We start from the raw sequence: 20,757 nt of genomic DNA on the forward strand, positions 1-20,757 counted from the left end.
GACGCTGCTGCACGAGATGGCCAAGCGTGACGCAAAGCGCGGGCTGGCGTCGCTGTGCATCGGCGGCGGGATGGGCGTCGCGCTCGCGGTCGAGCGTCCGTAACCGGCCGGTCTCGACCAGCGAACCGAATCCGTGCGCTGGCCGATTGCGGCTTCGGCCGGCGTCACGTGAAGTCAGAGGGGCCTTCGGCTGCCCTCGAAACCAAAAGAATGGAGTGAGATATATGTCTCAGCGAATTGCGTACGTAACGGGCGGGATGGGCGGCATCGGCACCAGCATTTGCCAGCGTCTGTCGAAAGACGGCTTCAAGGTCGTCGCGGGCTGCGGCCCCAACTCGCCGCGCCGTGTGAAATGGCTCGAGGAACAGAAGGCGCTCGGGTACGATTTCATCGCGTCGGAAGGCAACGTCGGCGACTGGGACTCGACCAAGGAAGCGTTCGACAAGGTGAAAGCCGAAGTCGGCGAGATCGACGTGCTGGTCAACAACGCGGGCATCACCCGCGACGTCGTGTTCCGCAAGATGACGCACGAAGACTGGACCGCCGTGATCGACACGAACCTGACGAGCCTGTTCAACGTGACGAAACAGGTGATCGACGGGATGGTCGAACGCGGCTGGGGCCGGATCATCAACATTTCGTCGGTGAACGGCCAGAAGGGGCAGTTCGGCCAGACCAACTACTCGACCGCGAAAGCTGGTATCCACGGTTTCACGATGTCGCTCGCACAGGAAGTCGCGACGAAGGGCGTGACGGTCAACACGGTGTCGCCGGGCTACATCGGCACGGACATGGTGAAGGCGATTCGTCCGGACGTGCTGGAAAAGATCGTCGCGACGATCCCGGTGCGGCGTCTCGGCGCGCCGGAGGAAATCGGTTCGATCGTCGCGTGGCTCGCGTCGAATGATTCCGGCTTCGCGACGGGCGCCGACTTCTCGCTGAACGGCGGCCTGCACATGGGCTGAGCGTCCGCGCTGCGCGGGCCGGGCGGCCGCGCAGCCGGGCGTTTTCCGAAGGCCCCCGCCTCCCGGATTCGGGCGGCGGGGATTCGTCACTTCCGCTACGCTGCACTCAAAGGCGTTACATGACCACTACAAAGAAGACGGCCGAACGGCTCATCAAGAAGTACCCGAACCGTCGGCTCTACGATACCGAGACAAGCACGTACATTACGCTGACCGACGTGAAGCAGCTCGTGCTCGAGCAGGAGGACTTCAAGGTCGTCGATGCGAAATCCAACGAAGACCTGACGCGCAGCATCCTTCTGCAGATCATCCTCGAAGAGGAAAGCGGCGGCGTGCCGATGTTCTCGTCGTCGATGCTGTCGCAGATCATCCGTTTCTACGGGCATGCGATGCAGGGCATGATGGGCACGTACCTGGAAAAGAACATCCAGGCGTTCATCGACATCCAGAACAAGCTCGCGGATCAGTCGAAGAACCTGTACGAAGGCAATGCGATGAATCCGGAAGTCTGGTCGCAGTTCATGAACATGCAGGCGCCGATGATGCAGGGGATGATGACCAGCTACATCGAGCAGTCGAAGAACATGTTCGTGCAGATGCAGGAGCAGATGCAGAACCAGGCGAAGTCGATGTTCAGCACGTTCCCGTTCAAGCAGCCGGGCGCGTCGGAGCCGGAAAAGAAGTAACGGTTTCGCGGCAGGCCGACCGCGGTGGGCAACCGGTCGGGCGTCGGTGCCGTGAAGCAACGCGGTGCGGGTCGGCCGATCGCGCATCCGTGCGCGACGATGGGCGACCGCCGCCTGCCGGATCCTCTCGCCGACGGTCGTTCATGACCGTCGGCACCGAATGCGCGTGCCGGGTACGGGCGTGCATGACCGTTGTCCGGTCGATCGAGATCCAGTCACCCGTGAATGATCCCGGCGCGCATCACGCCTGGCGGTGTGCATTCGTGCAGGCACGCGTACCGATATGCGGCGCTGCAGGGTGATGCGTGATTGCTGCCTTCGGCCAAAGGCGATACCGGTACCGCGCATCACGGGCCATGATGGGCGATGCTGCACCGACGCAGCATGATCACGAAAAAAACCAATTGAGAGAGAGCATGCGAGGGATTCGAATGGTAGGGGCCCGCAGGCTGGCGGGTCTTGCGTCGCTGTTCGCGATGGGCATTGGCGTGGCGGTGCCGGCCTTTGCGATGGATTGCGCGAAAGCCGTGCAGCCGATCGAGAAGCGTATCTGCGCGAGCCCTGTACTGCGTGCGGCCGACGCGCGCATGAATTCGGCCTACGCGGGCGTGCTGAAGGCCGCGCCGGACACGGCCATCCGCGACATGCTGGTGCGTAGTCAGCGCCGCTGGATCGACGCGCGCAACAACCGTCTCGATGCCGATTACGAAGGCCGCCCGCTGGCCGTCGACGAAGTGCGCAAGGCAATCGATCGGCGTACCGCCGTACTGGCCGATCGATCGGCTAAAGGATTGATCGCGCGCGCACAGGCCGAGCGCCAGTGGCTCGCGAAATACATCGGCGGCCCGCTCACCGGTTTCGATGCGAACTGCGATTTCATTCCCGACGATGCACGTGGCGCGCACGTTTCCTATGCATGTTTCGGCGCGGTCCACGTGCAGCATCATGCGCGGGTCTGCAGCCAGAGCGAGGACTGGGCGACCGGCGCGGTTTATCAGTACCGGTCGGTGAGCGCGGCCGATGGCGCGAAGGTGCGACCGGTGGCGTTCTGTGAAGCGCAGGCGCATGGGAGTGCGTGCGACAACGGCGGAAAGCAATCGGCGTGGATGCGTGCGGGGGCGTCCGGTGACGATAACCGCGCGTCGGCGCCGGTCGCCGGGTTGCCGCACCTCGATGCGGAAATGTGGCCGATCGGCGATGGAGACGATGCGGTGTGGTTCGATCGGTGCTTGACGGCGTCGAAGTTTCCGTGAGTGCAGGACTGGAAGCCCGCTTCGGCGGGCTTTTTTACGATTTCGTCGCTCGAGTGATTTCATGCAACCCGGGCCGGGCGTGTGCGATTGCCGGCGGCAATGCCGACGGGGCCGGTCCGAATTGTTTCGCAGCGCCGGGAATTATTGCGCGTCGTCGTGCGGAGGAAGGTCGAGCACGAGCTTGACGGCGCTGTAGTTGGCCTTGAGCGAGAACACGCGGCCGATCACGAGAAACGTCTGGCGCGAATGCTCGAGTTCGACGAAATCGCCCGGTTGCGGCACGTGCGCGCCCTGGTCATACGAAAAGCTGGTGCTGGTTTGCTCGCCGATGGCGTCTGCCGCATGTTCGGTGAATTCGATCGTGATGTGGGTGGTCATGCGAACCCCGTTGGGTCGATTGAAAAGGGTGGATGCCGGGATTTTCGCATAGCGGGTAGCGGTGTCGGGACGATTGTTGCTTGATGAGGGGCGTTGGGGACAGAGCCAGAACGCGGCTTCGCGCGAAATGAAGGGGCATATCCAATACGGCTCGACGGCAGACCCGAAACGCACCGGGCATTCGAGCGGGCGATCCACATCGTCGTCAACCGCTCGTTTTTGGGTCGCCGGACACTAAATCGCTGTAAACTCTCGCTTTTGCTGCCACGCCCCCACACATCCAGATGTCCCAATCCCCCAAAGTAGGGTTCGTATCCCTCGGGTGCCCGAAGGCGCTCGTCGACTCCGAACAGATCATCACGCAACTGCGCGCCGAAGGTTATGAAATCTCCGGCACGTACGACGGTGCCGACCTCGTCGTCGTGAACACCTGCGGCTTCATCGACGAAGCCGTGCAGGAAAGCCTCGACGCGATCGGCGAAGCGCTGACCGAGAACGGCAAGGTGATCGTCACCGGCTGTCTCGGCGCCAAGTCGAGCGCCAGCGGCTCGAACCTGATCGAGGAAGTCCACCCGAAGGTGCTCGCCGTCACCGGCCCGCACGCGGTGGGCGAAGTGATGCAGGCCGTGCATTCGCACCTGCCGAAGCCGCACGACCCGTTCACCGATCTCGTGCCCGCGGCCGGCATCAAGCTCACGCCGCGCCACTACGCATACCTGAAGATTTCCGAAGGCTGCAACCACCGCTGCACGTTCTGCATCATCCCGTCGATGCGCGGCGACCTCGTGTCGCGCCCGGTCGCCGAAGTGATGCTGGAAGCGGAGAACCTGTTCAAGTCGGGCGTGAAGGAACTGCTCGTGATCTCGCAGGACACGAGCGCGTACGGCGTCGACGTGAAGTACCGCACGGGCTTCTGGAACGGCAAGCCGATCAAGACGCGCATGACCGACCTGGTCGCCGCGCTCGGCGAACTCGCCGCGCAGTACGGCGCATGGGTGCGCCTGCACTACGTGTATCCGTATCCGAGCGTCGACGAAGTGATTCCGCTGATGGCCGAAGGCCCGTTCAAGGGGCACGTGCTGCCGTACCTCGACGTGCCGTTCCAGCACGCGCATCCGGAAGTGCTGAAGCGCATGAAGCGTCCGGCGAACGCCGAGAAGGTGCTCGAGCGTGTGCAGAAGTGGCGCGAGATCTGCCCGGACCTGACGATCCGCAGCACGTTCATCGCAGGCTTCCCCGGTGAGACGGAAGAGCAGTTCGAAACGCTGCTCGACTTCATCCGCGAGGCGGAACTCGATCGCGTCGGCTGCTTCGCGTATTCGCCGGTCGAAGGCGCGACCGCGAACGAACTCGACGGCGCGCTGCCGGATGAAGTCCGCGAGGCTCGCCGCGCGCGCTTCATGGAAGTCGCCGAGGAAGTGTCGGCGAACCGCATCCAGCGCAAGGTCGGCAAGACCCTCAAGGTGCTGATCGACGAAGTCAGCGAAGAAGGCGGGATCGGCCGCACGGCGGCCGATGCACCGGAGATCGACGGGGTCGTCTACGTCGAGCCGGCAGCGAAGGCATCGAAGCGCTACAAGGTCGGCGATTTCGTGTCCGTGAAGATCACGGGCGCCGATGGCCACGATCTGTGGGGCGAGGTGTAAGCGATGGCCGCCGCGTTTCCGGAGATCCTCGCGCTCGGCGAGGCGATGGTCGAATTCAACCAGTCGCAGCCGGGCCGGCCTGAATTCCTGCAGGGCTTCGGCGGCGACACGTCGAACTTCTGCATCGCCGCGGCGCGTCAGGGCGCGTCGACGGGCTTCGTGTCGGCGATCGGCGACGATCCGTTCGGCCGGCTGCTGACCGACATGTGGCGCGCGGAGCACGTCGACACGACGTACGTTCGGGTCGACCGTGCGGCGCCGACCGGCGTGTATTTCGTCACGCATGGCGCCGACGGTCACCAGTTCGACTACCTGCGTGCAGGCTCGGCGGCGAGCCGTTATGCAACGGGCGACCTGCCGCTCGACGCGCTGGCCGCCGCGAAGGCCGTGCACCTGTCGGGCATCAGCCTTGCGATCAGCACGACCGCGTGCGACGCCGCGTTCGCGGGGATCGACCATGCGCGCCGCAACGGCGCGAAGGTCAGCTTCGACACGAACCTGCGGCTGAAGCTGTGGCCGCTGCCGCGTGCTCGCGCGGTGATGCGCGAGGCGCTGCGCCAGACGGACATCTGTCTGCCGAGCTGGGACGACGTGACGGCACTCACGGGTGCGAACGATCGCGACGCGATCGTCGATGCGATGCTCGAACATGGGCCGCAGGTCGTCGCGCTGAAGCTGGGCAAGGAAGGCGCCTACGTGGCGACGCCGAACGAGCGGCGCGTCGTGCCGGGCTTCGCGGTCGAAGCTGTCGACGCGACCGGCGCGGGCGACTGCTTCGGCGGTGCGTTCGTCGCGCGGATCGTCGCGGGCGACGATCCGTTCGCGGCGGCGCGATATGCAAACGCCGCGGCGGCGCTGTCGACGACGGGCTACGGCGCGGTCGCGCCGATTCCGCAGCGCGATGCGGTGGAGCGCCTGATGCAACGCTGATGCGGGATGCGCACGCCGGCCACGGCATCGCGCGGACGATTCATGCGATCAGCAGGATGAGGAGGCGACGTGCAACGTGAAGCGGTGGTGGTGAGCGGCACGACGGGCGCGCAGATCACCGTCAAGGCGCTGTACGAGTTGCGGCGCGTCGGCGGCCGATATGCGCTCGTGACGATGTGCATCGGCGGCGGGCAGGGCATCGCCGCGATTTTCGAGCGAATCTGAAGCAAGGAGCAACGCAAGGTGGGTCGATATTCGCAATGGCAACGGGCGCTCGTCGTCGCGGGTGCGCTGGCGGCGGGCATGGCGATGCCGGGCGTCGTCGCGGCGCAGGCCGTCGCGCCGGGCATGCAGCAGGATGAACCGGCACTGGCGCGGCCGCTGAAGCCGAATCCCGAGTTCGCCCGCCTGCCGCGCTACGAAGGCACGCTCGGCGACCGGCCGATCGTCGTGCATCTCGGCCCGAAGACGGACGAGGAGGGCGTGCACGGCGAATACCAGTTCGTCGATACGGGCGAGGTCGTGCTGCTCGCGGGCGATCGCGACGGCGACACGCTCGAAATCGAGGAATCGAACGACGGCACGAACATCACCGGCGTGTGGATCGGCCGCTTCGACGCGACGGGCGACCTGAAGGCCGACCGGATGAATTCGGACGAGTCGGATCCGCAGCCAGTCGTGCTGCGTCTCGCGCCGGGCAAGCGCGCGGCGCTGCAGGTGCGCGACGGCCGCGTGCAGGAAATCGAGACGGTGGGCGGCGTCGTCAATCTGCGCACCGACGACTGAACCCGCGCTGGCTCGGTGCGCGCGGCGCGCATTGTACCGGGCCAATTGCGCCGATTTTGGCTAATCTAACTGCATATTCCGCAACCGAACGGCCTCGTGCCCGGCTTCCTGTCATGACTGCATCCACCCCCAAGCGCGCACTGCAAACCCGCATCGTTCAACCCGACGACGCGATCCCGGAAGGCTTCCGTTCATTCGTGCCGCCGGTCGCGCGCGCGTCGACGGTCGTGTTCCCCGATCTCGCGACGATGCGTGCGCTCGTCTGGCACAACGACAACCAGTGGCGCTATGGCCTGCATGCGACGCCGACGTCGCTCGCGCTCGCGCAGCGGCTCGCCGAGATCGAGGGCGGCACGCATGCGTTGCTGCAGCCGTCGGGTCTCGCGGCCATCATGAACGTCTACTTCGGGCTCGTGAAGGCCGGCGACGACGTGCTGATCCCGCACAACGTGTACGGGCCGAACGCCGATTTCGGCAACTGGCTCGCGAAGGATTTCGGCGTTGCCGCGCGCTTCTACGATCCGCTGATCGGCGCCGGCATCGCCGACCTGATCCAGCCGAACACGCGGCTGATCTGGATCGAGGCGCCCGGCTCGGTGACGATGGAAGTGCCGGACGTACAGGCGATCACGGCGGCCGCGAAGGCGCGCGGCATCGTTACCGCGATCGACAACACCTTCTCGGCCGGGCTCGCGTTCAAGCCGTTCGAACACGGCGTCGACATTTCGGTGCAGGCGCTGACCAAGTACCAGTCGGGTGGCAGCGACGTGCTGATGGGGGCGACGATCACCGCGAACGCGGAACTGCACGCGAAGCTGAAGCTCGCGCGGATGCGCTGCGGCGTCGGGGTGTCGGTCGACGATTGCTCGCTCGTGCTGCGCAGCCTGCCAAGCATGCAGGTGCGTTTCGACGCGCACAGCAAGAGCGCGCTCGCGCTCGCGCAATGGCTGAAGGCGCGGCCGGAGATTTCGGCGGTGCTGCACCCGCAAATTGCCGATTGCCCGGGGCACGCGTCGTTCATGCGCGATTTCACCGGCGCGGGCGGGTTGTTCTCGGTGGTGTTCGACGAGCGCTACAGCGCGGAGCAGGTCGACCGCTTCGTCGAGTCGCTCGAGCTGTTCGCGATCGGCTGGAGCTGGGGCGGTGCGTGCAGCCTCGCGATGCCTTACGACGTCGCGTCGATGCGTCCGGACTGGCCCCATCGCGGCACGCTGGTGCGTTTCTATGTCGGCCTGGAAGACGAGTCCGACCTGCGTGCGGATATCGAACGCGCGATGCAGGCCACGCTGGGCTGATCGCCAGCCGATAACGTTCGTCGGCCAAAACAAAACGCCGGCGCGATGTTGCATCGCGCCGGCGTTTTTCATTTGGATCCTGCGGGATCAGAACAGCCGCAGCAGCCCGTCGAGGCCGATGTGGTCGAACGCGACCGTCGCCGCGTCGCGCACGACTGGCTTCGCGTGGTACGCGACCGACAGCCCGGCTTCGGCCATCATCTTCAGGTCGTTCGACCCGTCGCCCATCGCGATCGCACGGCGCGGCTCGAGGCCGAGCGACGCGCACGTCTCGCGCAGCAGGCGTGCCTTCACGTCGGCGTTGACGATCTCGCCGAGCACCTTGCCGGTCAGCTTGCCGTCGACGATCTCGAGCGTGTTCGCATGCGCGTAGTCGAGGCCGAGGCGGGCCTTCAGCCGTTCGGTGAAGAACGTGAAGCCGCCCGACACGAGCAGCGTCTTCATGCCGGCGGCCTTCACGCCGGCGAGCATCTTCTCGGCGCCCGGCGACAGTTGCAGACGTTCGTCGTACACGCGTTCGAGTGCGTGCGCGTCGAGCCCGGCCAGCAGTGCGACGCGGCGCGTCAGGCTTTCGTTGAAGTCTCGGATCTCGCCGCGCATCGACGCTTCGGTGATCTCGGCGACCTGCGTTTTCAGCCCGCAGAAATCGGCGATCTCGTCGATGCACTCGATCGTGATCAGCGTCGAATCCATGTCCATCACGGCGAGCCCGAAATCGCCAAGCGAGAGGCCGGCCTCGACGAACGCGAAGTCGAGCGCGTGCGTGCCGCAGTAAGCATCGATGTCGAGGCGCTGCGCCGGATTCGCGTTGTCGATCCGCAGCGCGTGATCGTCGGTTTGCACGATGCGGGTGCCTCGGGACAGCGCGAGCAACGGTTTGTGATGGGCGTCCGACAGCGGCGCAAGACTCTGGATGACGAGGTTGTGGGTCATGACGGGATGGTTGGAAAGCGAGTGAAATGCGTATGCGGCCAACGGGCAGCCGCCTGCCGATGCGGGCCCCGTCCGGCGTCGGGCCCTTGCGTGGCGAACGCGTCATTGTAGCCGGTTGGCCGCGTGCGGCGGTCGGCGGCGGATCCAGACCGTGCGCGGCGCCGCGGTCATTGCCCGTCCGCGCGATCCCAGTACGGCGGATCGCCGAAATGCTCGGCCAGGAACGCGATGAAGGCGAGTGTCTTCAGCGGCACATGCGCGCGGCTCGGGTAGACGGCCCAGATCGCGATGTCTTCCGCGAAAGGATAGTCGTCGAGCACGGTGACGAGCGCGCCGCTCGCGAGCAGCGGGCCGACGTCCCAGGTGGACTTGATCGCGATCCCGAAGCCGTCGACGAGCGCCTCGCGGATCGCCTCGCCATTGCTCGCGACGAGCCGGCCGTCGACCCGCACCGTGAGCGGGCCTTGCGGCGTGGCGAACGACCAGTCGCGCTGGTCGCCAAGGATCACGCATTCGTGCTGCGCAAGGTCGGCGGGATGGCGCGGCGTGCCGTGTTCGGCGAGATACGCGGGCGAGCAGCACAGCACGCGACGATTCACGGCAAGCTTGCGCGCGACGAGCGTCGAATCCTTCAGTGCGCCGAGGCGGATCGCGACGTCGTAGCCGTCGTCGACGAGGTCGACGATCTCGTCCGACAGCCGCAGGTCGAGCGACACGGACGGATAGCGGCGCAGGAACGCGGGAATCACCGGCGCGACATGCTGGCGGCCGAACGACGACGACATCGACACCTTCAGCCGCCCGTACGGCTCGGTGCGGCCGTGCCCGACCGACGCGCGGGCGGCGTCGGCGGCCGACAGCAGCGTGTCGGCGTGCGCCATGAAGACGTCGCCGTCCTGCGTGAGGCTGATGCGGCGCGTGGTGCGGTGCAGCAGCCGTGCGCCGAGCTGGCGCTCGAGCTGCGCGATGCGCGCGCTCGCGACCGCGGCCGACACGCCGAACTCGCGTCCGGCCGCGGTGACGTTCGCGAGTCGCGCCGCGCGCACGAACAGCGCGACGTTGAGCAGGTCGAGCGGCTTGTCGGGGGCCGGAATCGGATCGGAGGTCATTATTCTGAAATTCCTGAAAATGTTTCAGGAAATATAGCGGTTTTATCGAATGATCGGGTTGCCTACGATGACGTTCATGGGGCTGCGCCGCGGCCCGGAGGATTTCCTGAAGGAGTGTCGTGATGAAAGCCGTTGGACTGACCCGTTATCTGCCGATCGACGATCCGCAAGCCCTGCTCGACGTGGAGCTGCCGCAGCCCGTGCCGGGCCCGCGCGATCTGCTCGTGAAGGTCGAGGCGATTTCCGTGAACCCGGTGGACACCAAGGTGCGCGCGCCGAAGCCGCAGGTCGAGGACAAGCCGCGCGTGCTCGGCTGGGATGCCGCCGGCACGGTAATCGCGGTCGGCGCCGACGTCACGCTGTTTCGGCCCGGCGACGAAGTGTTCTACGCGGGCAGCATCACGCGGCCGGGCGCGAACAGCGAATTCCATACGGTCGACGAGCGGATCGCCGCGCTGAAGCCGCGCACGCTGGATTTCGCCGCATCCGCCGCGCTGCCGCTGACCACGCTGACCGCGTGGGAAGCGCTGTTCGACCGGCTGCACGTGTCGCCGCAGGGCGCCGACGCCGGCCGGTCGGTGCTGATCATCGGCGGCGCGGGTGGCGTGGGTTCGATCGCGATCCAGCTCGCGAAACAGCTCGGCAAGCTGCACGTGATCGCAACCGCGTCGCGGCCGGCGTCGGCCGAATGGGTGCGCGCGCTCGGTGCGGACGCCGTGGTCGACCATTTCGGCGATCTGCCTGCGCAGTTGCGCGAAGCCGGGCATCCGAACGTCGACTACGTGCTGATTTTCAACGACACGGATCGTCACTTTCCCGCCGCTGCGGAGGTAATCCGGCCGCAGGGCGGCATTTGCACGATCGTCGAGAACGACAAGCCGGTGCCGGTCGAACTGCTGAAGGCGAAGAGCGCCGCGTTTCACTGGGAATTCATGTTCACGCGCGCAATGTTCGAGACACCGGACATGATCGAACAGCACCGGATTCTCGGCGAAGTCGCTCGGCTCGTCGACGGCGGCACGCTGCGCACCACGCTCGGCGAGCAGCTCGGCACGATCAATGCGGCGAACGTGCGACGCGCGCACCAGTTGCTCGAGGCCGGGCGTTCGATCGGCAAGCTCGTGCTGAGCGGCTTCTGAGCAGGTAGCGCGCGTAAGGTTGCGGCGCCGCGAACGCAAGCGGGGTAACACCCGATGCGTTCGAGGCGCACTGCATGCGGCTTGGCGGTAGACTGGCAGCGCATCATGCATCGAAAACCGCGCGGCACGCGCGTGCCGCCGCATACCAAGGAGGTCAGCATGAGCCAGCACAGCTTGTCAGTCGCCGCATCGTGGTCGGTCGTGTTCGCGGCGGCGTGCGTCAGCGCGAGCGTATTCGCGGCGCCGCCGGTCAAGGGCAGCCTGAAGGGCGGCGGTACCGGCCAGCTCGAATACACCGTCAAGGTCGACTCGAAGACCTTCGGCAATACGCAGGAGACCCGCAAGATCCGTTCGGGCGAGACGGACGACTTCAACTGGAAGTCGGTGCCGCCGAGCGGCGCGGTCGCGATGCCCGACGGTTGCCCGAACGCCGACAGCCTGCCGCGCGACGAGAACGGCGCGATGGTGCGCCAGACCCAGGTGCGGCTCGCGCCGTCGATCGACGCAAAGGGGATCGCCAACGTGCAGATGAGCTTCCAGGCGGCCGCACCGAAGGGCACGCGCAGCGTGACGGCCGGCGGCAAGTCGCTGCAGTGCCCGGACGTCGTGTCGGTGAGCCAGGTGAAGTGGGTGTCGATCCCGACCAACGGCGGGTCGAAGTCCGTCACGATGAGCGACGGCACGAAAGTGACCGTGTCGATCAAGCGCTGAGCGGCGAGCGCCGGCCGGCGCCGGAGCCGGTGTGCGCGCAACGATTCGACCGGCGGGCCGGCCCGGCGACATGTGGCCGTTTCGTGTCGCCGTCACGGTGTTTCCCGCTACCTGCTGCGCGGTACCGTGTTGCTGCAACGGCAGGGTAGTCGTTTGACGTCCGACAGCGTCGCGTGGCGACCTGCGTGACGTCATGCGAATGGCGCGCTATGCTCGCCCGCATCATCACCTTCCTGTCACGACATCCCGATGAAATGCCGAATGCGCGCGTTGCTGTGTGCCTTTGCGTTCGTCGCCGCGCACGCGCATGCGGCCGACGATTGCAGTTTCGTGAAGAAGGTCGAGCTGCCGTCGCGGCAGCAGGTGGCGGTCGTGTCGAGCGGCGTGCTCGAACCGTGCTCGACCGGCAGCTACGCGGTGCGCGTGTATTCGACCGCGCATGCCGCCCCCGGCTTCGATACCGACGATTACGTAACGGGCGTGCTGCATGCGCGTGACGGTACGGTCACCGATGCGTTCACGGCCGACCTCGGCGCACGTGCGCCGCAGGCGCTCGTCGTGACGATGCGCTCGGCCGGCAGCGGCGGCTATGTCGGCGCGCAGGCCTATGTGACGACGCCGCGCGCGGTGAGGCTCGTCGCGTCGGTCGACGGCCTCGCGCCGGACGCGGACATCGCGGCCGCGTTGCGGCGGGCGGTCGGCAAGCGCCGCAGCGTGCGCTGACCGGCGAACCGCGCGAACGCATCGCGCGTTGGCGCCGCGTGTCAGTGCGCGCGTTCTTCGAGCCGCGCCGCGAGAAAGCGGTGATCGGCCGAGAACAGTCGGCGATAGGTCATCAGCACCGCGCCGACCGTGCCGAGCGCCGAGGCCGCGGCGATCAGGAACATGATCACGATCTGGTAGCGCACGGCCTGCAGCGGCGACTGGCCGGCCAGCACCTGGCCCGTCATCATCCCCGGCAGGCTCACGACGCCAACGACGGCCATCTGGTTCAGCGTCGGCAGCATACCGGCGCGCACGGCCTGGCGCGCAGCGTCCTGCGCGGCTTCCCAGCGCGTCGCGCCGAGCGCGAGTGCGGTTTCGACGCGATCGCGGCGCGCCGTGAGCTCTTCCATCATCCGCTCGACGCCGAGCGACACGCCCGTGAGCGTATTGCCGAGAATCATCCCGAGGATCGGAATCGCGTATTGCGGTGCGTACCACGGATGGATGCGGATCACGACGAACAGGCCGACCGCCGCGACGAACCAGCTGCTGAACCAGATCGACGCGATGCTGTCGATGCGCTGGCCGCGATACGTGCGCTTGCCGCGCCCCGCGCCGGCGAACCCGGCGATCAGCGTCATCAGCGCGGTGAGCGGCAGCACGACGGTCCAGTGAGGATGACCGAACACCCAGCCGAGCACGTAGCCGATCGCGAGCAACTGCACGACGGTGCGCACGGCCGCGAGCGCGAGCTTGCGGCCGAGGCCGAGCGACAGGGCCATCGAGATCGCGCCGTTGACCGCGACGAGCGCGGCGGCGATGCCGACGTCGACGAGGCTCAGGTCCTGCAGTGCGGGGCTCATTGCGTGGCCTCCGTCGGGTTGGCGACCTGCATCACGCCGGCCTGCATCACGAGCCGCCTCGTGCCGATCCGCGCGGCCTGGGCCGGATCGTGCGAGATCCACATGTACGCGCGGGCGCCGGGCGCCGCGTCGAACCATGCGCCGACGAGCGCCTCGATCGCGCGCGCCGACTCGGGGTCGAGCGCGGACGTCGGTTCGTCGAGCAGCAGCACGTCGGGATCGAGCTGCAGCACGCGCAGCAGCGCGGCGATCTGCGCTTCGCCGCCCGACAGGTCGCTCGCGCGCTTGTCGAGAAAGTCGGGGCCGCGGCCGGCCTGCGCGGCGAGCGCTTCGGCCCGCGCGCGATCGAACGCAACGTCGCGATAGATCGCGAGCGAATACGGATAGCGCAACTGCGATTCGACGGTGCCGTCCATCTGCGCGGGACGCTGGCGTACATAGGCGACGCTGCGACGGTAACGCGGGATCGCATTGCGCCGGATCGGTTTGCCGCGCCACAGGATGTGGCCGCCGTCGAGCGGATCGAGCAGCGCGAGCGCGCGCAGCAGCACGCTCTTGCCCGACCCGGACGGCCCGGTGATAGCAATGCGCGATCCCGCGGCGAGGCTGAAATCGGTCGGGGCGAGCAGGGTCTTGCCGCTGCTGGCATCGCGTCGCGTGATGCGCTGTGCATCGATGAGGCCGGTGGGGGCTGTCATGTCACAAATGAAAAAAAGCGTTAATGGCGCCGAAACGTCACTACGGCGTGCGTCATAATACCGATTGAAAAGCCGCGGGTGTCGTGCGCCGTTCGTCCACGCAAGCGGCCCGGCATGGCGCGGCATCATTTCAGAACAACTACGGAACCGCCATGACGCTAACCCGAGCCATCGGCAAATCGGCTGCATGGATCGTCGGTATCGTCGCGGTGCTCATCGCGGCGGCCGGCGTCTTTCTCTTCGCCTTCGACTGGAACCGCGCGAAACCGTGGGTCAACGAACAGGTCACAGCCGCACTCGGCCGCCCATTCGCGATCAACGGCGACCTGAAGATCGGCTGGCGCCGCCCCGACGGCGAAACCGGCTGGCGCGCGTGGGTGCCCTGGCCGAGCTTTACGGCCACCCAGCTCGAGATCGGCAACCCCGACTGGGCGAAGTCGCCCAAGTTCGTCACGCTCGACGCCGCGCACTTCGATCTCGCGATCCTGCCGCTGCTCGCGCATGAAATCGTGATCCCGTCGATCGACGTCGTGAATCCGGCCGTCGACCTCGAGCGCCTTGCCGACGGCCGTAACACGTGGACCTTCCAGTTCAAGCAATCGTCGCAGCCGTCGCCGTGGAAAGTGCGGCTCGACAGCTTCGGCTTCGCGACGGGTACCGTCACGTATCGCGACGCGATCACGAAGGCCGACCTGACCGTCGCGATCGATACGCTCGGGCAGCCGATTCCGCTCGGCGACGTGCTGAAGGAGCAGGAGCAGACCTCGCGCGCGGCATCGGCGCAGCGTGTCGGCAAGCACGGCGCCGCGCAACTGAGCGCGAAGGCCAATGCGGAGGCCGCGTCGAGCGCTTCCGCCGCGCAGGCTGCGAGTGCGGCGTCGGCAACGGGCGCGTCGGCCGCGTCTGCCGTGGCGGCGGCTTCGTCTTCTTCGGCCACCTCTTCGGCATCGGCGGCTGCCGCCGCCGCCGCATCCAGTGCAAGCGGCGTCGCGGCGCCCGCGAAGCCGTCCGGCCCGACCTATGCGTTCGGGCTGAAGGTCGACGGCCGCTACAAGAACGTGCCGATCAGCGGTACCGGCAAGCTGGGCGGCGTGCTCGCGATCCAGGACGCGTCGCGGCCGTTCCCGCTGCAGGCCGACGTGAAGGCCGGCGACACGCGACTCGCGATCGTCGGCACGCTGACCGATCCGATGCATCTCGCGGCCATCGACCTGCGGCTGTGGCTGCAGGGCACGTCGATGTCGCATCTCTATCAGCTCAGCGGCATCACGCTGCCCGATACGCCGCCTTACGCGACCGAAGGTCGGCTGATCGGCAACTTCAAGCGGAAGGCCAGCACGTTCCGCTACGAGAATTTCAACGGCCGCGTCGGCGGCAGCGATCTCGGCGGCACGCTGGTCTACGAGCAGCGCGAACCGCGCCCGAAGCTGTCGGGCGAGCTCGTGTCGAACCTGCTGCAGTTCTCCGATCTCGCTCCGGTGATCGGCGCGGATACGGCCGCGAGCAAGGCCAGGCGCGGCGACACGACGAAACAGCCGTCGAGCCGCGTGCTGCCGGTTGAAACCTTCCGCACCGACCGCTGGCGCGCACTCGACGCGGACGTCAAGTTCACGGGCCGCAAGCTGGTCAAGAGTTCGGACCTGCCGATCACCAACCTGTACACGCACATCGTGATGACGGACGGGGTGCTGTCGCTCGAGCCGCTGCAGTTCGGCGTCGCGGGCGGCACGCTCGCAACGACCGCGCATCTGGACGGCAGCGGTGCGCCGCTGAAGGGCCGCTTCACGGTGGCCGCGCGGCATCTGAAGCTCAAGCAACTGTTCCCGGCGCAGAAGGTCATGCAGTCGGCGCTCGGCGAGATCAACGGCGATGCGTCGCTATCGGCGACCGGCAATTCGCCGGCCGCGCTGGCCGCGACGTCGACCGGCGAGGTGAAGGCGCTCGTGACGGACGGCCGTATCAGCCGCCTGCTGATGGAAGCGGCGGGGCTGAACGTCGCGAACGTCGTCTACGAGAAGCTGTTCGGCAACAACGACGTGAAGATCAACTGCGCAGCGATCGACTTCGTCGCGACCAACGGCATCCTCGACCCTAAGGTGTTCGCGCTCGATACGGACGACGCGCTGATCAACGTCGACGGCCCGATCAGCCTGCGCGACGAAACGTTGAACCTGAAGATCCACCCGCACACGAAGGGGTTCCGGATCTTCTCGCTGCGCTCGCCGCTGTACGCGAAGGGTACGTTCAAGAACCCGGACGTCGGCGTCGATGCCGGCGCGCTCGCGTTGCGTGCCGGTGCGATGGTCGGCCTCGGGCTGATCAACCCGTTCGCGGCCCTGATTCCGCTGATCGCACCGAGCAACAACAGGGATGTGCCTTGCTCGGAACTGTTCGGTCAGATGAATGCGAAGGCGGCGCAGCGGGCGGCCGCGAAGGCCGGCAAGTGACGGGCGTCAGCGGCCCGCGCGCACCCAGAGCAGCACGGCATCGACTTCCCGGCCGTCGATCCGTACCGGGGCGGCGGTGCCGAGCTGCAGGCGATCGCCGCCGCCGTCGAGCCTGACCGCGCGCGGCTGGACGTTGCCGATCCAGTTCGGGAACAGGCTGACGTCCATTTCGTGGGTCAGCGTGCCGTCGTCGGCGACGTGAAAGGGGCCGGAATAGGCGATGTAGCCGCCGGCCGCCGCCGCGCGTTCGTCGGCGGTGCCGCCCTGCAGGTCGCCGTCCGCGTAGGGCGGCCGGCCGGCGGCCATCAGTTGGGCAGACATGTAGCCGTCAGGCGTGTAGAGGATCCAGCCGCGCGCGTCGCGGCCGAGCGGGTAGGTGACCGCGCTGCCGTCGCGCGGGCGGATTTCGTAGGACACGAGGCGCCACGCGCCGACGAGTTGTTCGCGAAGCTGGCTGGCAAGCATGCGGGATTCCGGTAAGGCGGCGGTGGGGCGCGTGCCGCCGTGTTGGCGGGCTGCCGGGCGCCGGGCCAGGGGGCTTGAAATACGCTGCCGGAACGGCGTGGTCGGCAGTTTCTCCGACACCTGCTAAAATACACGGTTTTCCGTCGATTTATCCTTTCGGGACCTGCCGTGCTTTCTACTGCCAACATCACGATGCAATTCGGGCCGAAGCCCTTGTTCGAGAACATCTCGGTCAAATTCGGCGAGGGCAACCGCTATGGTCTGATCGGCGCAAACGGCTGCGGCAAGTCGACCTTCATGAAGATCCTCGGCGGCGACCTCGAGCCGAGCGCCGGCAACGTCGCGCTGGAGCCGAACGTCCGCCTGGGCAAGCTGCGCCAGGACCAGTTCGCGTACGAAGACGTGCGCGTGCTCGACGTCGTGATGATGGGCCACACCGAGATGTGGGCCGCCATGACCGAGCGTGACGCGATCTACGCGAACCCGGAAGCCACCGACGACGACTACATGCATGCCGCCGAGCTCGAAGGCAAGTTCGCCGAATACGGCGGCTACGACGCCGAGGCGCGCGCGGGCGCGCTGCTGCTCGGCATCGGCATCGAGGAGAAGTTCCACAACGGCACGATGGCCGACGTCGCGCCGGGCTGGAAGCTGCGGGTGCTGCTCGCACAGGCGCTGTTCTCGAAGCCGGACGTGCTGCTGCTCGACGAACCGACCAACAACCTCGACATCAACTCGATCCGTTGGCTCGAGCACACGCTCAACGAGTACAACTCGACGATGATCATCATCTCGCACGATCGTCACTTCCTGAACTCGGTGTGCACGCACATGGCCGACATGGACTTCGGCACGCTGAAGGTCTGGCCGGGCAACTACGACGACTACATGCTCGCATCGGCACAGGCGCGCGAGCGCCAGGCCGCGGCGAACGCACGTGCGAAGGAGCGCGTGGCCGAGCTGCAGGACTTCGTGCGCCGCTTCTCGGCAAACAAGTCGAAGGCCCGCCAGGCGACGAGCCGCGCGAAGCAGATCGACAAGATCAAGATCGAGGAATTCAAGCCGTCGTCGCGCCAGAACCCGTTCATTCGTTTCGAGTTCGAGAAGAAGCTGCACAACGTCGCGGTGGTGGCTGAAGAGATCACGAAGAAGTACGAGCGCACGATCTTCCAGAACTTCAACCTGTCGGTGCAGCCGGGCGAGCGGATTGCGATCATCGGCGAGAACGGCGCGGGCAAGACGACGCTGCTGCGTTCGCTGCTCGGCGCGCTCGAGCTTGATCACGGCACGGTGAAGTGGTCGGAGAACGCGAATGTCGGCTACATGCCGCAGGACACGTACGAGGAGTTCCCGAACGACATCACGCTGATGGACTGGATCGACCAGTACCGCAAGGACGGCGACGACGAAACGATGGTGCGCGGCACGCTGGGCCGCCTGCTGTTCTCGTCGGACGACATCAAGAAGTCGGTGAAGGTGCTGTCGGGCGGCGAGAAGGGCCGCATGATCTGGGGCAAGCTGATGCTCGGCCGCCACAACGTGCTGCTGATGGACGAGCCGACCAACCACATGGACATGGAATCCATCGAGTCGCTGCAGATTGCGCTCGAGCAGTTCGAAGGCACGCTGATCTTCGTGTCGCACGACCGTGAGTTCGTGAGCGGGCTGGCGAACCGGATCATCGAAGTGCGCACGGACGGCACGCTGTTCGACTTCGGCGGCAATTACGAGGAGTTCCTGACGAGCCAGGGGCAGGAATAATTGCCCTGACGCTTCCGTTCATGTGTCGCGGCCAGGCAGCAGTACGAAGCCGGCGCGCCTAGCAGCGCGAAGCCGCCGCAAACGCATCGGGCCCGCATCGACCGCATTGTCGATGCGGGCTTTTTCATTTCCATGCCGGTGCAGCACGGCAGTCTTCCGCATTCTCGTTTCCTTCCCTCGATCGACTTCGGGTAAATTACGCTCCGAATACTTATCTCAATTCCGACCCGGAGCCGCCCCCTCGATGCAGGACCATCCTCTCCCGCTCGACCTGTCCGGCCTTGCGCAAAGCCTGTACGCGCAGGGCACCGAGGAAGGCATCCTGTCGCGCCTGATGGAGCGGATCGCGCCGACCCACCGCTTCTGCGTCGATATCGGTGCAAGCGACGGCCTGCGCAACAGCAACACCGCGCGGTTGCTTCGCGAACAGGATTGGTCCGGCGTGCTGGTGGAAGGCAGCGCATACCGTTTCGGCAAGCTGGCGGCCCACTACGCGGGCGCGGATCGCGTCCGCTTGCACCATGACCGCGTTCAGCCCGACACGATCGACACGTTGCTCGCCGATGCGAACACGCCAACCGACTTCGACCTGCTGTCGATCGACATCGACGGCAACGACTACTGGGTCTGGCGCGGCCTGCAGGCATTCCAGCCGCGCATCGTCGTGATCGAATACAACCCGTACTACACACCGCCCGAGCGTTGGGTCATGTGCTTCAACCCGGACCACGAATGGGACGGTTCGACGTACTACGGCGCGAGCCTCGAATCGCTCGTCCATCTCGGCAGGCAGAAGGGCTATGAACTCGTCTGCTGCGACGACATGGGCAACAACGCGTTCTTCGTGCGGCAGGACCTGTATCCGCTGCTCGGCATCGCGAACAACGCTTCGTCGGTGCTGTTCCGCCCGGCGATGTACAAGGTGCGCTATGTCGGGCACAACACGTTCCTGAGCGGCCATCCGTATCGATACGGGCCGGCCGAGCACATCTGAATGGGCCCGCTCGCCGCGACCTTCGACGAGATCCGCGAGGCCTATGCATTGGGCCGAAGCGGGCAGCCGCGCCAGGTCGGCGAACGCGTGTGGCGCCTGCCGACCGATGACGGCGGCGTAGCGGTCAAGCTCTACGCGTCCGAACACCATGCGCGTGCGGCCAAGGAAGCGGCCGTCCTTGCGCACTTCGAGACGCACGGCGATGCGCGTTTCCATGTGCAGGCGCTGAAACGCACGGCAGCCGGCGCACCGCTCTGGACGGGGTCGACTGCCCACGCGATGCTGACGCGTTGGGAAACCGGGCAGTGCAGAACCTACGACACGTTTTCACCGGCCGAATGGGATGCGCTCGGCGAGAGTCTGGCGGCGTTGCATCTGAGCCTCGAGCAGCTTCATCTACCGCAGGTCGACACGATCCGCGCACGGCTGACCGCGATCGACGCGGACGCGGTGCGCAGCAGCCTGCTCGACGCGCTGGATCGCGGCCGCTCGAACGACGGCGCGGAGAACCTGCGCCGCTACGTCGATCTCGCGCTGCGCCTGCTCGAGCGCTACTATCCGGGCAGCATCGACGCGTTTCCCGCCGGCGATCCGCAATGCCCGATCCACAACGACTACAACCAGTTCAACTATCTGTTCACCGGCACCCTGCCACCGCTCATTCTCGACTGGGAAGCGTCGATCGGCGCACCGCGCGAATACGAACTGGTGCGTTGCCTGAACCATCTGCCGCTGGAGGCGCCGCATCTGGCGGCAGCGTTCGTGCTGGCATACCGGCGGACCCGGCCGGTGGATCCCGCACGTATCGCATGGGCGGTCGATGCCGCGTGTCTGCAGCACGCGCTCAAGCTCTGGATCGTGCAAGGCTGGCTCGACGATCCGTCGCGCTTTGCATCGCATCTGAACGGCGCGGTGACGATGGCGTCCGCGATGGTGGATGCGCGCGACCATCTGGTCGATTTCTTTTCCCGTTGTGTGGAAACAGGACGCTGA

General features: G+C 66.4%; 21 protein-coding genes and 1 pseudogene. 16 read left to right on the forward strand and 6 right to left on the reverse strand.

What is annotated here, in order from left to right; genetic code table 11:
* From HWX39_RS33170 to HWX39_RS33185, 4 genes are all read left to right on the forward strand, one after another.
* Positions 1-103 (forward strand): hypothetical protein (locus tag HWX39_RS33170; protein ID WP_146229717.1); only part of this gene is annotated, 103 nt, incomplete at its 5' end.
* 121 nt (positions 104-224) lie between these two features.
* Positions 225-965: a 3-ketoacyl-ACP reductase gene (locus HWX39_RS33175; RefSeq protein WP_175956262.1), complete on the forward strand. Its 741-nt coding sequence runs from the start codon at positions 225-227 to the stop codon at positions 963-965.
* Between the two features lie 119 nt (positions 966-1,084).
* Positions 1,085-1,651, forward strand: coding sequence for a polyhydroxyalkanoate synthesis repressor PhaR (gene phaR, locus HWX39_RS33180; protein WP_006485265.1), 567 nt, complete (start codon positions 1,085-1,087; stop codon positions 1,649-1,651).
* A 431-nt stretch (positions 1,652-2,082) separates the two neighbouring features.
* Positions 2,083-2,904 (forward strand): lysozyme inhibitor LprI family protein, encoded by an 822-nt coding sequence (locus tag HWX39_RS33185; RefSeq protein ID WP_244135141.1) that lies wholly within the window; start codon positions 2,083-2,085, stop codon positions 2,902-2,904.
* Between the two features lie 141 nt (positions 2,905-3,045).
* Here HWX39_RS33185 and HWX39_RS33190 read toward each other — a convergent pair whose 3' ends face one another.
* Entirely contained in the window at positions 3,046-3,282 is a 237-nt protein-coding gene (locus HWX39_RS33190; protein WP_175971799.1) for a hypothetical protein, read from the reverse strand.
* Between the two features lie 284 nt (positions 3,283-3,566).
* Here HWX39_RS33190 and rimO point away from each other — a divergent pair, with 284 nt between their 5' ends.
* The 5 genes and pseudogenes from rimO (at position 3,567) to HWX39_RS33215 (ending at position 7,939) form a co-directional block, all read left to right on the forward strand.
* Entirely contained in the window at positions 3,567-4,928 is a 1,362-nt protein-coding gene (rimO, locus tag HWX39_RS33195) for a 30S ribosomal protein S12 methylthiotransferase RimO (protein WP_175021131.1), read from the forward strand.
* 3 nt (positions 4,929-4,931) lie between these two features.
* Positions 4,932-5,858 (forward strand): sugar kinase, encoded by a 927-nt coding sequence (locus HWX39_RS33200; protein WP_175971800.1) that lies wholly within the window; start codon positions 4,932-4,934, stop codon positions 5,856-5,858.
* Between the two features lie 96 nt (positions 5,859-5,954).
* A pseudogene (locus HWX39_RS33205) lies at positions 5,955-6,083 on the forward strand (acetyl-CoA C-acyltransferase); the annotation flags it as partial.
* Between the two features lie 18 nt (positions 6,084-6,101).
* Positions 6,102-6,644, forward strand: a complete 543-nt coding sequence (locus tag HWX39_RS33210; protein ID WP_175971801.1) for a hypothetical protein — start codon at positions 6,102-6,104, stop codon at positions 6,642-6,644.
* A 113-nt stretch (positions 6,645-6,757) separates the two neighbouring features.
* The gene (locus HWX39_RS33215; RefSeq protein WP_175971802.1) at positions 6,758-7,939 is read left to right on the forward strand and encodes a cystathionine beta-lyase; all 1,182 of its coding nucleotides are present in this window, start codon (positions 6,758-6,760) and stop codon (positions 7,937-7,939) included.
* Between the two features lie 87 nt (positions 7,940-8,026).
* Here HWX39_RS33215 and serB read toward each other — a convergent pair whose 3' ends face one another.
* Entirely contained in the window at positions 8,027-8,872 is an 846-nt protein-coding gene (serB, locus tag HWX39_RS33220) for a phosphoserine phosphatase SerB (RefSeq protein WP_175971803.1), read from the reverse strand.
* A 167-nt stretch (positions 8,873-9,039) separates the two neighbouring features.
* Positions 9,040-9,981 carry a LysR family transcriptional regulator gene (locus tag HWX39_RS33225; RefSeq protein WP_175971804.1) on the reverse strand — a complete coding sequence of 314 codons (942 nt, stop codon included), beginning with the start codon at positions 9,979-9,981 and terminating at the stop codon, positions 9,040-9,042.
* A 122-nt stretch (positions 9,982-10,103) separates the two neighbouring features.
* Between HWX39_RS33225 and HWX39_RS33230 the strand changes: the two genes are divergently transcribed.
* The 3 genes from HWX39_RS33230 to HWX39_RS33240 all read left to right on the forward strand — a co-directional run bounded on the left by HWX39_RS33230 (position 10,104) and on the right by HWX39_RS33240 (position 12,554).
* Entirely contained in the window at positions 10,104-11,120 is a 1,017-nt protein-coding gene (locus HWX39_RS33230) for a zinc-binding alcohol dehydrogenase family protein (RefSeq protein ID WP_175971805.1), read from the forward strand.
* A 105-nt stretch (positions 11,121-11,225) separates the two neighbouring features.
* Positions 11,226-11,831 (forward strand): DUF6013 family protein, encoded by a 606-nt coding sequence (locus HWX39_RS33235; protein ID WP_244135142.1) that lies wholly within the window; start codon positions 11,226-11,228, stop codon positions 11,829-11,831.
* A 249-nt stretch (positions 11,832-12,080) separates the two neighbouring features.
* A complete protein-coding gene (locus tag HWX39_RS33240; protein WP_175971807.1) occupies positions 12,081-12,554 on the forward strand; it encodes a PliI family lysozyme inhibitor of I-type lysozyme in 474 nt (157 codons plus the stop codon).
* Between the two features lie 41 nt (positions 12,555-12,595).
* On the opposite strand, the gene fetB is transcribed toward HWX39_RS33240, so the two are convergent.
* Complete coding sequence (gene fetB, locus HWX39_RS33245; protein WP_175971808.1) at positions 12,596-13,399, reverse strand: iron export ABC transporter permease subunit FetB; 804 nt, start codon at positions 13,397-13,399, stop codon at positions 12,596-12,598.
* Positions 13,396-14,097, reverse strand: a complete 702-nt coding sequence (locus HWX39_RS33250) for an ATP-binding cassette domain-containing protein (protein ID WP_175971809.1) — start codon at positions 14,095-14,097, stop codon at positions 13,396-13,398. Before HWX39_RS33250 ends, fetB begins: the two co-directional genes overlap by 4 nt.
* Before the next feature lie 152 nt (positions 14,098-14,249).
* Between HWX39_RS33250 and HWX39_RS33255 the strand changes: the two genes are divergently transcribed.
* Positions 14,250-16,544: an AsmA family protein gene (locus HWX39_RS33255; protein WP_175971810.1), complete on the forward strand. Its 2,295-nt coding sequence runs from the start codon at positions 14,250-14,252 to the stop codon at positions 16,542-16,544.
* A gap of 6 nt (positions 16,545-16,550) precedes the next feature.
* Here HWX39_RS33255 and HWX39_RS33260 read toward each other — a convergent pair whose 3' ends face one another.
* Positions 16,551-17,009, reverse strand: a complete 459-nt coding sequence (locus HWX39_RS33260; protein WP_175971811.1) for a lipocalin-like domain-containing protein — start codon at positions 17,007-17,009, stop codon at positions 16,551-16,553.
* Between the two features lie 168 nt (positions 17,010-17,177).
* Between HWX39_RS33260 and HWX39_RS33265 the strand changes: the two genes are divergently transcribed.
* The 3 genes from HWX39_RS33265 (at position 17,178) to HWX39_RS33275 (ending at position 20,757) form a co-directional block, all read left to right on the forward strand.
* Positions 17,178-18,770 carry an ABC-F family ATPase gene (locus HWX39_RS33265; protein ID WP_175956236.1) on the forward strand — a complete coding sequence of 531 codons (1,593 nt, stop codon included), beginning with the start codon at positions 17,178-17,180 and terminating at the stop codon, positions 18,768-18,770.
* A gap of 244 nt (positions 18,771-19,014) precedes the next feature.
* Entirely contained in the window at positions 19,015-19,764 is a 750-nt protein-coding gene (locus HWX39_RS33270) for an FkbM family methyltransferase (protein ID WP_175971812.1), read from the forward strand.
* On the forward strand, positions 19,765-20,757 hold the full coding sequence (locus tag HWX39_RS33275) for a phosphotransferase (protein ID WP_175971813.1): 993 nt from the start codon (positions 19,765-19,767) through the stop codon (positions 20,755-20,757).

Source organism: Burkholderia sp. BCC0322 (genome assembly GCF_902833045.1).
Taxonomy (GTDB): Bacteria; Pseudomonadota; Gammaproteobacteria; order Burkholderiales; family Burkholderiaceae; genus Burkholderia.